The organism is Vibrio sp. Vb0349 (assembly GCF_033338975.1).
The window spans coordinates 1-13,040 of record NZ_JAWOTS010000015.1 but is presented as its reverse complement, the minus strand read 5'-3'; the positions used below and the strand labels follow the sequence as shown (position 1 = coordinate 13,040).

Genomic DNA, 13,040 nt, shown 5'->3' with positions numbered 1-13,040 from the left:
CAGGAAAGCCAGAGTGAATAACACTCTGGCTTTTTTGTTTCCCAATACTATTTAACCAGCGTAAATTCCTTAGAAAGGTGATGCGCTAAGTATTTGAACATATTGAATACTGCAGTCGTATTTGAAGTTGGTAAACCTTTGTCATCAAGGAAGTATTCACCTTTAAAAACTAAAACACCTTCTTTTTCTTCTACGCTTGTTGCTCGCATCCCCTCGATGTAATCATCGTGCTCTTGGATGATTTGGTTAGCGATCAAAAGAAGGTCGAACTCTTCGATAAACGTTCTATCAGACATATTCTTTCTACCATCCTATTCAGTTAAGAACGCTGAGTATACCTACAACTAAAATGGGTTTGCATGATTAATTCAGTCAATCGTTCAGTAAGACTAAACAGATCAATTTTTAGAGTATAAGCATGATGCGGAGGAAGATGGCAGAGCATTGAACCAAACTATTTTGTGATGGGTAACAAAATTTATTGCATTGGATTAGCGGATGCTAAGTTTGCCTGTTTAGATATGCCGCTCAATACCTTTCAGAACCCTGTCTCTTTGAAGTATAAAGACGATGAATTGTCAACCAATCGGATCTGAATTTCAAAAAAGCAGTTGATCTTCTTTTCATCTCGCACAATAGTAAAAAAAGAAGCAATGAAATAGAACATTATGCGGGTGGCCTTTAAACAAGGTTTCTACCCGCATTATTATGAAGGACGTTAGAGTCAGTTATGGGTAAATCACTCGTTATAGTGGAGTCACCAGCCAAGGCAAAGACGATAAATAAGTACCTTGGTAAAGACTTTATTGTTAAGTCTAGTGTTGGTCATGTGCGTGATCTGCCTACGGCCGGTCAAAGCACTGGTGAGAAAAAAGCCGCAGCCATCTCAACTAAAGGGATGAGTCCGGAAGAGAAAGCGCGCGTTAAAAAAGAGAAAGACCGCAAAGCGTTGATCAAAAAGATGGGGATTAACCCATATCATGACTGGGAAGCGAATTACCAAATCCTTCCAGGCAAAGAAAAAGTTGTCAACGAACTACAAAAACTCGCCAAAGACGCAGATTGCGTTTATCTCGCAACCGATTTGGACCGCGAAGGAGAAGCAATCGCATGGCACCTTCGTGAGATCATCGGTGGCGATGAAGAGCGATACAAACGTGTAGTTTTTAACGAAATTACGAAAAACGCGATCCAACAAGCTTTCCAGACACCTGGCGAGCTGAACATGGATGGTGTAAATGCCCAACAAGCACGTCGCTTCATGGACCGTGTCGTTGGTTTTATGGTTTCACCTTTACTTTGGAAAAAAGTGGCTCGTGGTTTATCTGCTGGTCGCGTGCAGTCTGTTGCGGTGAAACTGTTAGTTGAGCGCGAGCGTGAGATTAACGCGTTTGTACCAGAAGAGTTCTGGGACATTCATGCGAATACGAAAACGAAAGACAAAGCGGACTTTAAACTGCTTGTTGCTCAGAAAGACGGTTCTGCGTTTAAGCCAGTTAATGAGGCAGAAACCAAAGCAGCGATGTCTGTACTTGAGAATGCAAGTTACGAAGTATGTAAGCGTGAAGACCGCCCTACAAAGAGCAAGCCCTCAGCACCTTACATCACCTCTACGCTTCAACAGGCAGCAAGTACACGTCTGGGCTACGGCGTGAAAAAGACCATGATGCTAGCTCAGCGCCTCTATGAGGCCGGTTACATCACTTATATGCGTACTGACTCGACTAACCTAAGTGCCGAGGCTGTGGACGCTGTACGTGACTTTATTGGTTCTGAGTTTGGTGATAAGTACCTACCAGCGAAACCATTGACGTACGGTAGCAAAGAAGGAGCACAGGAAGCGCACGAAGCGATCCGTCCTTCAAATGTGGGTGTTAAGGCGGAAGACCTGCAAGGTGTCGATGCTGATGCGCACAAACTTTACGCTTTGATTTGGAATCAGTTTGTAGCGTGTCAAATGACGCCAGCAGAATACGATTCAACAACCATTAGCGTAAAAGCGGCAGAATACACGCTTAAAGCGAAAGGCCGTATCCTTAAATTTGACGGCTGGACTCGTGTACAGCGTCCAATGGGCAAAAACGAGGATACAATCCTTCCAGCGGTACAACTTGGCGATAAGCTAAGCTTAGAGTCACTTGACCCTAAACAGCACTTTACAAAGCCACCTGCGCGCTACACTGAAGCAGCACTGGTTAAAGAGCTGGAGAAACGAGGCATTGGTCGTCCGTCGACTTACGCATCGATCATTTCTACGATTCAAGATCGTGGCTACGTGAAAGTTGATCAGCGCCGTTTCTACGCTGAAAAAATGGGTGAAATTGTTACTGACCGCCTTGATGACAGCTTTAACGATTTGATGAACTACGACTTTACTGCGCGTATGGAACAGAAATTGGACCAAATCGCTGAAGGTGAAGTGAACTGGAAAGCTGTGTTAGACAACTTCTTTGCTGATTTTACTGGCGATCTTGAAAAAGCGGAGCTAGATGAGTCAGAAGGCGGTATGAAGTTAAATCACATCGTCATGACGGATATCGAGTGTCCGACGTGTAGCCGTCCAATGGGCATCCGTACTGCTTCGACAGGTGTGTTCTTAGGCTGTTCAGGTTACGCGTTACCACCAAAAGAGCGTTGTAAGACAACCATCAACTTGGGTGACGAAGAAGGTATTATTAACGTTCTAGAAGAAGACGTTGAAACCGCAGCTCTGCGCGCTAAAAAGCGTTGTCCGATCTGTGAAACAGCGATGGACGCATACCTGATTGATGACAAGCGTAAGATGCATGTTTGTGGTAATAACCCGAATTGTGAAGGCTACCTTGTTGAATACGGCGAGTTCAAAGTAAAAGGCTACGATGGTCCAGTTGTTGAATGTGACAAATGTGGCTCTGATATGGTGCTTAAGAACGGTCGCTTTGGTAAATACATGGATTGTACGAGCGAAACGTGTAAGAACACTCGTAAGATCTTGAAGAATGGCGAAGTCGCGCCCCCGAAAGAAGATCCTGTTCATTTCCCCGAGTTGCCATGTGAAAACTCAGATGCGTATTTCGTACTTCGTGATGGTGCTTCAGGTCTATTTATGGCGGCAAGCAACTTCCCGAAATCGCGCGAGACACGTGCTCCTTTGGTTGCTGAACTGGCACGTTTTGAAGAGCGTTTACCTGAGAAGTTCAAATACCTAGCGACCGCACCGCAAGAAGATCCTGATGGTCGTCCTGCAGTCGTACGCTTTAGTCGCAAAACAAAAGAGAACTACGTTCGTTCGGAAGAGAATGGCAAACCATCTGGTTGGACAGCGCTCTTTGTTGACGGTAAGTGGGAAGTCACTGATAAGCGTAAAAAAGCGAAAGCATAAAAACGTACGATCTAAGTAATGTAAAAAGGCAGCGATATCGCTGCCTTTTTTGCGTTTTGTTTTTGCGTAAAGGCCACTGTGTTGTTCGTATAGATCTTTGCTGCTTTGACTGAGTTTTGCTGACGCAAGAAGATCCCTGCATCAATATTTCGTAGTCGCTGATGTATTTTTTATGTAAAAAATATTCGTTGTAACTTTCATTTTGCATTCACATATTTGTTATACATTGGGCTAAAAAATCGGCGGTGTAGTGAATCCGTTCGTAAATTGTTTTCACAATGTAATCGTTTGCTTTTCCATGTGTGATCTAGATATCGTCTTGAGTACGCAAGAGCTGTATGGTACACAGAATGGCGTATTAAAAATTGTAATTTAGAACCCGCTTAGATAATTTATTACAAAAATTAGTGCAACTGTGTGCATTGTTTGCGTCAAAAAATAAGGAAAGAGTGGACGTTGCATACTGGAAGTGCCGTAGCTTTTTTATCCGTGTTGTAAGAGTTCACAGAAACTCAGAGACGGTTGCTAAATGTATTCGCTTGACTCCCCGAGTGTGACTCATTCAAGCGAGTACCAAATCCAAGCTATAACGATATGGAGAACAACAAATGGCTGGTGTTTTGGGAATGATTCTTGCTGGCGGTGAAGGCTCTCGTTTGAGACCTTTAACGGAATCTCGCAGTAAACCTTCGGTACCGTTTGGTGGTAGTTATCGATTGATCGATTTTGCTCTAAACAATTTTGTTAATGCGGATCTGATGCGCATTTACGTCCTAACCCAATTTAAATCTCAATCTTTATTCCATCACTTAAAAAAGGGGTGGAACATCAACGGCATTACAGACCGCTTTATCGATCCTATTCCCGCTCAAATGCGTACTGGTAAACGTTGGTACGAAGGGACGGCGGACGCGATCTATCAAAACCTGCGTTTTATGGAATTAGAGGAACCAGAGCAAGTTTGTATTTTTGGCTCTGACCATATCTATAAGATGGATATCAAACAAATGCTGAACTTCCACTCAGAAAAGAAGGCTTCTCTGACGGTATCTGCATTGCGCATGCCACTAAAAGAGGCGTCGCAATTTGGGGTTATCGAAGTCGATAGTGAAGGTCGTATGATTGGCTTTGAAGAAAAACCAGCAAATCCGAAGTCGATTCCTGGGGACCCTGATTACGCTTTAGTTTCAATGGGTAACTATGTTTTTGAAGCTCAGGTATTGTTCTCAGAGTTGGTCGAAGATGCGGATAATGAAGCTTCATCACATGATTTTGGAAAGGACATCATTCCAAAGATGTTCCCTAGAGGTGATGTGTTCGTGTATGACTTCAGTACCAACAAAATCAGTGGCGAAAAAGAAGAGGTGTACTGGCGTGATGTCGGAACTATTGATGCGTACTGGCAAGCGCATATGGATCTGCTAGAAAAAGATGCTCCATTTTCGCTGTACAACCGTAAATGGCCATTGCACACCTACTACCCACCATTGCCACCTGCGACATTTACCGACTCTGATAATGGTCGTGTGCAGATAATAGATAGTTTAGTGTGTAATGGCAGCTATGTTAGAGGCTCAAGAATCGAAAAGTCGGTGCTTGGTTTTCGCAGTAATATTGCTTCTGCTTGCGATATCAGCGAATGTATACTTCTTGGTGACGTAAAAATTGGCGAAGGCTGTGTTTTACGTCGTGTGATTGTCGACAAGGATGCCGATATTGCTCCTGGTACTCAGATTGGTGTGAATCTTCAAGAAGATAAAAAACACTTCCACGTGTCTGAGGAGGGCATTGTTGTTATTCCGAAAGGAGCTCGAGTTGGCTACTAACAACTTATCTATTCTGTTTGTAGCTTCTGAGGTTGAAGGCCTCATTAAAAGTGGTGGCTTGGCAGATGTTGCCAAGGCACTACCGGAAGCCCTTCAAAACCTACAGCAAGACGTAAGAATTACCATCCCTGCGTACAGCAGTATTGATAAACTCGCAGACGCAGAAGTTGTATTAGAAACAGAATTAACATCATGGCCGCATACGGAGTATCGAGTTTTGCGGCTCATGTTAGGTCAAAATCCTGTTTACCTGATTGATTGTCCGCCGTATTTCAATCGACCATCAATGTATGCGGAGAACAACCAAGCGTATACTGATAACGGCGAGCGCTTTGCGTTTTTTAGTGCAGCATGTCTTGACATGTTACCCAAGCTCGCTTTTCAACCTAATATCATACACGCGAACGATTGGCACACAGGTCTTGTTCCATTTTTGCTCAAGCACAGGTATGGCAATGATCCGTTTTTTGCTCATACTAAAAGCGTCATTTCAATTCACAATGCGGTCTTTAAAGGCGTATTTAGTTATGAAGACGTGCAGTGTTTGCCAGAGTTTCATTGTAGAAACGTTCCCGATGCTGCGGTGAGTGCAACGCATATTACGATGCTTAAAGCTGGTGTAATGAATGCAGATAAGATAAACGCGGTTAGCCCTACGTACGCAGAGGAGCTAAAAACAGAGCTTGGCAGTCACGGCATGGCTTGGGAGTTTCAGCAACGTGCGCAGGACTTAGTCGGCATCTTGAATGGTTGTGATTACAGCGCTTGGAATCCGGAAACTGATACCTACTTGCCGGTTAATTACTGCGCCGACCAGCAAAGTATGTCGCAAGGGAAGAAAGCTTGTAAAAAAGCATTACAACAACGACTAAATTTGCCCGAAAAAAATGTAGCTATGTTCGGTATGGTTTGTCGGTTGACCCAGCAGAAAGGCGTTCATTACTTGTTGCCTGCTTTGGCCGATTTTTTGAAGCACGATGTTCAGCTAGTTGTCGTTGGGACCGGAGACCCTGTTCTTGCCGCTCAGTTACGAGAGGTTGCCGCGCAGTTTTCTAGCAAATTTGCCTTTGTAGAAGCGTATGACAATGAACTTGCGCATATCGTTGAAGCTGGTTCTGATTTCTTCTTGATGCCTTCTGAGTTTGAACCATGTGGCTTAAACCAAATCTATAGTATGGCTTATGGGACATTACCGATAGTACGCGGTGTTGGTGGCTTAAAGGACAGCGTTAGCGATTATGATGTAAACCCATCTGAAGCAACGGGGTTTGTTTTTTTCGAACCGACACCGCAGGCATTGTTGTTAACGATGCTAAGGGCACTGTTGCTCTACGCTCAAAACGAGCCTGAAGTGAATAAAGTACAGTTGCACGCGATGCAACAAGACTTTTGTTGGCAAAAGGCCGCAGAATCTTATTTGCAGCTTTACCACTCAGCGTTAGTTTGACTTAAAATTGTAACGAAAGGCACTGAATGAGGTGCCTTTATTATCTTGAGTAAGGGGAGTGTGGTAGGATGGCTTTTTACTCAATAGCACGATCTTTTTGATACTCAATATGACCCAGCCGCTACTTTTTCATAAAACCTATTTGCACCCTACTAGTAATGAGTGGGTTGTATTTGTGCACGGTGCTGGTGGTAGCTCTTCTATCTGGTTCAAGCAAATTAAAGCTTACAAGCAACACTTTAACTTATTGCTGATCGATTTAAGAGGTCATGGAAAGTCAAATCAGTTACTTAAAGAGCTCATTGCTAGCCGTTATACCTTTACGGAAGTTACCCAAGATATTTTGAAAGTATTGGACCATTTAAAGATCCAATCCGCTCATTTTGTCGGTATGTCGCTTGGTACTATTATTGTTCGAAACCTTGCTGAATTGTCATCAGAGCGCGTACGTTCGATGGTGCTCGGCGGTGCTGTCACAAGGCTTAACACTCGTTCTCAGATATTAGTGAAATTAGGTAATTTTTGTAAGCATATCCTACCGTACATGTGGCTCTACAAACTGTTCGCTTATATTGTTATGCCTCAAAGAAGCCAACGAGAATCTCGCCACCTTTTTATTCGCGAAGCCAAGAAGCTTTGCCAAAAAGAATTTAAACGTTGGTTTATTCTTGCTGCTGATGTAAATCCGTTAATGAAATATTTTAAAGATCGAGAGTTACCCATTCCGACTCTTTACTTAATGGGCGACAGGGATTACATGTTTATTAAACCTGTCAAAGAAATGGTTGCAGCGCATAAGCTCAGCATTCTACGAGAAATCCCGAATTGTGGTCATGTATGCAATGTAGAGCGTCCAGAAGACTTCAATCAACACTCCATCGAGTTTATTAAACAGCAAGCTGTATGTGCTTAAAACTGAGTGCATCCACTGAATAGGAGAGCCGCTATAGCTCTCCTAGTTGATATCCACATTGCCAACATGCACCAAATTGCCCTTCGTTTATTTCATGACATTTTGGGCATTGCCAATCTTGATACTCATGCCTATCGGATTGTTTTCGATATGCTTTTACTATTTCTTCAGCTTTCATCTTTTGTGCAGTGTCAAAAAGCCACACATAAGGATCGGTACCATCACCAAACGGCAGTTCTCCTTTTAAGCCGAAAATACCTTCTCCACGAACTTCACAGTAAATTTGTTCCACTTTAAGCAGCTCACATACAATGTGTGCTTCTGCTGGGTTTTTAGCGATAAATATTTTCATCAATACACCCACTTCACCAATTACGAGTTTTGCTGACTCGGTGTCGGCCTTACTTTATTCATAACCCATTTAGTGATGATTGGAAATAGTCCCAATAGCGCAAAAGACGCTAATACTGCGGGTGAAACAATGCCCGATAGGCTTTCAATTGTTGCTAATTGAGTACCTGCATTCAGATATACGGCTGTGCCTGGCAGCATACCTATTTGGCTAGTGAGATAAAATCGACCTACAGACATCGGTGTTAAACCCATCAGTAAGTTGATTAGAAAGAAAGGGAATACAGGGATTAGACGCAAGGAAAATAGATAAAAAGCTCCGTCTTTTTCGACACCTTGATTAATTGCGTTGAGTTTATTTCCGAATTTGTTTTGTACCCAGTCACGCAATAAGTATCGGCTGCTCAAGAAGGCCAGTGTTGCCCCCATAGTGCTAGCGAAAGAAACCAGTAGCAAGCTTGTCCAAAAACCAAATAAGGCTGCACCAAGTAAGGTGACTACTGCCGCTCCTGGGATAGAAAAAGCGGTAATTGCAATGTAGGTAAAAAAGTAAATCGCAGCCGAGAATACAAAATTCTGATCGATGTATGTAGTTAGTGCTTCTTGTTGGGCTTTTGCATTCTCTAAGGTTAAATACTGGCCAAAGTTAATACCTAAAAAGACGATAGCCGCTAGTAGGATGAGACCTAATATCAGTTTCTTATTCATAATTTTGATTCCAATTTGGGGTATATGTAATAAGACAGTAGAAAAACCGAAAAAATTTCACAAAAAAACCGCAGATTAGACTGCGGTTTTACAAGATAGTTTTTAGGCCGACTTTTATTGGAGGCCGTTCATCAACTCATCTCGGCGAGCTTGAGGTACCACACTCCAATGAGTGCCGTTGATAGCACCTTCTAGTGCCCATAGCAACTCAATGTTGACGGTTGCAGAGTGCGTATCTCTTATCGCTTTATAGGCGTTAAGCGCACCTTCCTCTTCAAGCTTCTCTACGGATTCGATGCCGGCTTTTTTTAGCATGCGCTCGGTAGCCAGTCGTAAGTTAGGCAAATCTTTCAAACGGTTAGGCTTTGTACTTGCTTGCTGTTCTTTCTCAAGCTTTGCCTTTTTCAATGATTGATTCGCTACTTCGATTAAGCGTTCGCTTGATTCCCATAAATCGCTGGAAATAGCGTAGTACTTTGTAACGACTGGAAAGCCACGTTTTTTATAAACGTAAGGCTTTAGCCCTTGTTTCTCGAAGTCAGATGAAGTTTTTTGGTCTGCTCTGATATGAAGCTGATTGTTTACCACTAGTGCAAACATTGTTTCATCAGCGAATAGTCCGAAGCCACCAAACATTGAGCGCGACTTGATATTACCAAGTGCCTCAAATAGCTTCATAGAGTCTTTGAGTATCGGTTTATCCATGTTTTGTTATCTCGGTGTAATTAATATTACGCCACCAAAAGTCAGGTCCGAGAGAGTAGCAAACATGCGTAAAAACAATGTCATTACAGAGTAAAGTCATTGCTTACACACTTGCCATCGGTAACCCCGCTACCTTCCATATCGTAATATGGTTCAGGCCGGAGGCTTTGCGTCCCACTCTTTCGAATGGTTTGCCCTGTGCGTGACACAATGAGCATACTTCTTATATTGAATTAACATCACGGTTTAGCGTTAAAAGTGTGATTTTGGTTCAATAAAAATGATAGATTGAATGCTCTATTTTGCATATGGAAAGGTGCAAATTGGCCTTTGAAAAGGAGTTCTTAATATATATTACATTTATATAAAACAGGGAGTTAACGTTAGTCAATTGTTATTAGAGCGGTGTGAAGTATTAGAGAATGCTTAATTTTCCCAAAAAAATAAGCGCCCCTGTAGAGCGCTTATTTAACACGGTTAAATACAGTAAAATTTAGTTCATTTTTTTCACAGTATTTCGAATTACAAGCTCAGGTTGCATTTCGAAAATTCGTTTTTCGTGTTCTTTATCTTTGATACGCTCAAGTAGAATTTCGAATGCATTTTTACCAACACGACGTTTAGGTTGGTGGATAGTCGTTAGCGGTGGAGAGAAGTATTCTGCAAGCTCGATGTTGTCGTAGCCGATCACTGAAATATCTTCAGGAATTTTGATCCCGTTTTGTTGCAAGCGGCTCATTAGGCCTAGAGCCATTGTGTCGTTAAAACAGAATACCGCCGTCGGGCGCTTGTCCATTGCGGTAATTTTATCTGCAACTAATACGGCCGTATCACATTCAAAGTTACCTTCAAGGATCCAGTCTTCATTTACAGCTAGGTTCGCTTCGCTCATTGCGCGACGGAAACCTGCAATGCGCTCTTGGCAAGCAAGCTTTTCAAAATGACCGCTTAGACAAGCGATATCCGTATGACCATTGTCAATCAGATGTTTGGTCGCAATGTAGCCACCTTCTTCTGAGTTATCCATGATTTTGTCTGCTTGCGAGCTCTCTGGGCCCCAATCCATGACCACTTTAGGAATGTCCGCATGACGGTCAAGCATCTCTTTTAGTTCTTCGGTTAAGTCAGAACACATCACTAGGATGCCATCAACGCGCTTTTCAGCCAGCATACGAATGTAATCGCGTTGTTTTTCGTAAATCCCGCCTGTGTTACATAAAATCAGAGTATAGCCTTGGCGGTAACAGTAGCTCTCAACCCCGTCAATCACTTCTGAGAAGAATAGGTTGGTTGACTGCGTTACTAACATGCCAATAGTACGAGTTGAGTTGCATTTTAGGCTGCGTGCAACGGCACTTGGCGCGTAATTCAGCTCGTCAACGGCTTTCATTACTTTTTCTTGCGTTGCTTCTGCAACGAAACGCGTTTTATTGATAACGTGCGAAACTGTCGTAGTGGAAACGCCGGCTAAGCGAGCAACGTCTTTTATCGTGGCCATAAATGGTGTCCTGTATCGAGCTACTGAAATATGTCGTATTGGATGTACCTGATGCTCTAATGGTTTCACACCTAGCAATCTAAAATTGGCGCTAAGTGTCTCGGCAGCGGTTGATCCAAGTGCGACAAAAGGGTGCGTAGCAGCATCGGTCGATGAATTTTATCTTTTTCTATCTGATGAGAAATTGCCATCAACCTGTTAAGAAAACACAAAAACCGCTATATTTCAGCGGTTTACATATAAATCATATTTAATCGTTTGCGCTCACATTTTAGCCCTATGTGGACTGACTAGCAATGTTTTCAGCAAGAGATTTGTGTATTTGAAGTCACATTTTGACTGCTAAATAACCAAGCGTCTTTGCGCTAAGTTAAGGCAAACGAATATTATACCCAAGTTACTTACAATCGGTCACTTTCAGGCACACAGGAAGCCCGATAGGCAGGCTCCCTAAAAATAGGCGGCAATTATTCACCAAGAAGGTAGGCGCTGTCTAGTTTACAAAATGCAACTAATAGTTTCGCGACACTTGAGTAAAATCCAAATTCATCGAATTTTTTACATTTGTCTGAAAACTGAGGTAACCAAGACATCAATTGTTGCTGGATAAAGTCGTTTTGTTTAACGAAGGCTTCTTCCATGTGTTTTTCTTGTTCAAGCTCGTTTGAGCGGATAATCATGTTCCCGAGAAAGTCGAGCTCAACGGCTAAGTGATCCGCAGGTTCCTTTAGGTTTTCGTCTACTTGAACGCCAAATTCAGCCATCAACTTTTCCATTTCCTCAGCTGGCTTGTCATTCAGTAAACCTGATTCACCAATGTACATGGATGCGTAAGGAAGAGCGCCGTATTTTTCTGTCTTCAAAAACAGTTCACAAAAGTCAGCTGCAAGCTCTAGTTGTGCATCTTCACGATCTTGTAACCGATTCAATGCATCAACTAGGCTATCAACAGCTGGTTTCAGCGACTCATTTTCACCTAAACCTGCGAGAAAACTGCGAATTTCAACACTGTGATAGGCTTCCAATTCTTTCTCTGTTAGTTCTTTTGCGAACAAGCTCGAAAACCACCAGTAAATTTCAGCGCGTTTTTCATTAAAAGCTTTCACTTCTTGCATTTTGGGCTCCTGAATGATGCTTCAAGTCATGCATCACAAAGTCAATTAGGGATATCCCCTAAGTGTAATCAATTAAAATGAATAGCAGTAACTATAATTGTTATGTTTTATGGTCAAAAATGACCGTTTATTAATAGCAATGGGCAAGCTTGTTTTGAATCAATAAAAACGCTAAATCTTGCGTTTTAATGTATCTATGACTAGAAATGTTACTAGTTATGAATAGAATACGTCTTGGATAATAAGAAGACAGAAAAGTGGTGTAAATGAGCTATCACGTATTAGTCGTAGAAGATGATGTTGTAACTCGTAGTAAGCTTGCGGGATATTTCCAAAATGAGGGCTACCAAGTCAGCGAAGCAGAGAGTGGCGCAGAAATGCGTGAAGTTTTGCAAGCGGGCGATGTAGACCTGATCATGCTGGATATTAACCTGCCTGGTGAAGACGGCCTGATGCTTACTCGTGAGTTACGTAGCCAATCGGATATTGGTATCATATTAGTAACAGGACGCACGGATAGCATTGATAAAATCGTAGGCCTAGAAATGGGTGCTGACGATTATGTGACAAAACCTTTTGAACTGAGAGAGCTGTTAGTTCGCGTTAAAAACTTGCTGTGGCGTATTTCAGCAGCGCGCAGTGGCAGCTCGAAAGCGAATGAAACCAGTGAAGAGCACATTGTGCGCTTTGGGGAGTGGACATTCGACATTCAACGTCGCGCACTTAGCCGCAACGGTGAGCCAGTAAAACTAACTAAAGCAGAGTATGAACTTTTGGTGGCATTATCGTCTTATCCTAACCAGGTGTTAAGTCGTGAGCGTATTTTGAACATGATCAGCCATCGAGTGGATGCGCCGAATGACCGCACCATTGATGTTCTTATTCGACGTATGCGCGCAAAAATGGAGTTCGATCCTAAGAACCCACAGATTTTTGTAACGGTACACGGCGAAGGCTATATGTTTGCTGGTGACTAGTTGGAACATAACTCAATCGTAAAAAGAAAAAGGAGAGCTTCGGCTCTCCTTTTTTGTGGCTTCTGTGCCGTCCTAAATAAGGTTGACACTTTCCACCCCCAAAATTGGAGAGTGTTATGAAATCAACAACTAAAAGAAC

The 13,040-nt window shown here is 42.6% G+C and carries 11 protein-coding genes and 1 riboswitch; of the genes, 5 read left to right on the top strand and 6 right to left on the bottom strand.

Annotated features, from left to right (window positions below; all coding sequences use genetic code 11):
• Positions 1–47: 47 nt before the first annotated feature.
• Entirely contained in the window at positions 48–296 is a 249-nt protein-coding gene (locus R7Q47_RS15935; RefSeq protein ID WP_005387884.1) for a YciN family protein, read from the bottom strand.
• A gap of 434 nt (positions 297–730) precedes the next feature.
• Here R7Q47_RS15935 and topA point away from each other — a divergent pair, with 434 nt between their 5' ends.
• From topA to R7Q47_RS15915, 4 genes are all read left to right on the top strand, one after another.
• Complete coding sequence (gene topA / locus R7Q47_RS15930; RefSeq protein ID WP_005378351.1) at positions 731–3,361, top strand: type I DNA topoisomerase; 2,631 nt, start codon at positions 731–733, stop codon at positions 3,359–3,361.
• A gap of 608 nt (positions 3,362–3,969) precedes the next feature.
• On the top strand, positions 3,970–5,187 hold the full coding sequence (glgC, locus tag R7Q47_RS15925; RefSeq protein WP_005378352.1) for a glucose-1-phosphate adenylyltransferase: 1,218 nt from the start codon (positions 3,970–3,972) through the stop codon (positions 5,185–5,187).
• Entirely contained in the window at positions 5,177–6,634 is a 1,458-nt protein-coding gene (gene glgA, locus R7Q47_RS15920; protein WP_017820031.1) for a glycogen synthase GlgA, read from the top strand. The genes glgC and glgA overlap by 11 nt, the downstream gene beginning before the upstream one ends.
• Before the next feature lie 109 nt (positions 6,635–6,743).
• Positions 6,744–7,547, top strand: a complete 804-nt coding sequence (locus R7Q47_RS15915; RefSeq protein WP_017820032.1) for an alpha/beta fold hydrolase — start codon at positions 6,744–6,746, stop codon at positions 7,545–7,547.
• A gap of 31 nt (positions 7,548–7,578) precedes the next feature.
• Here R7Q47_RS15915 and R7Q47_RS15910 read toward each other — a convergent pair whose 3' ends face one another.
• The 5 genes from R7Q47_RS15910 to torD form a co-directional block, all read right to left on the bottom strand.
• Entirely contained in the window at positions 7,579–7,899 is a 321-nt protein-coding gene (locus tag R7Q47_RS15910) for a DUF2007 domain-containing protein (protein ID WP_248487470.1), read from the bottom strand.
• Between the two features lie 20 nt (positions 7,900–7,919).
• Entirely contained in the window at positions 7,920–8,606 is a 687-nt protein-coding gene (locus tag R7Q47_RS15905) for a TVP38/TMEM64 family protein (RefSeq protein WP_005378366.1), read from the bottom strand.
• Between the two features lie 114 nt (positions 8,607–8,720).
• The gene (locus R7Q47_RS15900) at positions 8,721–9,311 is read right to left on the bottom strand and encodes a TfoX/Sxy family DNA transformation protein (RefSeq protein WP_005378367.1); all 591 of its coding nucleotides are present in this window, start codon (positions 9,309–9,311) and stop codon (positions 8,721–8,723) included.
• Between the two features lie 116 nt (positions 9,312–9,427).
• Positions 9,428–9,517, bottom strand: a riboswitch (cyclic di-GMP riboswitch).
• Between the two features lie 287 nt (positions 9,518–9,804).
• Complete coding sequence (purR, locus tag R7Q47_RS15895) at positions 9,805–10,809, bottom strand: HTH-type transcriptional repressor PurR (protein ID WP_005378368.1); 1,005 nt, start codon at positions 10,807–10,809, stop codon at positions 9,805–9,807.
• A 467-nt stretch (positions 10,810–11,276) separates the two neighbouring features.
• Positions 11,277–11,924 (bottom strand): molecular chaperone TorD, encoded by a 648-nt coding sequence (torD, locus tag R7Q47_RS15890; protein ID WP_005378369.1) that lies wholly within the window; start codon positions 11,922–11,924, stop codon positions 11,277–11,279.
• 266 nt (positions 11,925–12,190) lie between these two features.
• Here torD and torR point away from each other — a divergent pair, with 266 nt between their 5' ends.
• Entirely contained in the window at positions 12,191–12,901 is a 711-nt protein-coding gene (gene torR / locus R7Q47_RS15885; RefSeq protein WP_005378370.1) for a two-component system response regulator TorR, read from the top strand.
• Positions 12,902–13,040 lie beyond the last annotated feature (139 nt).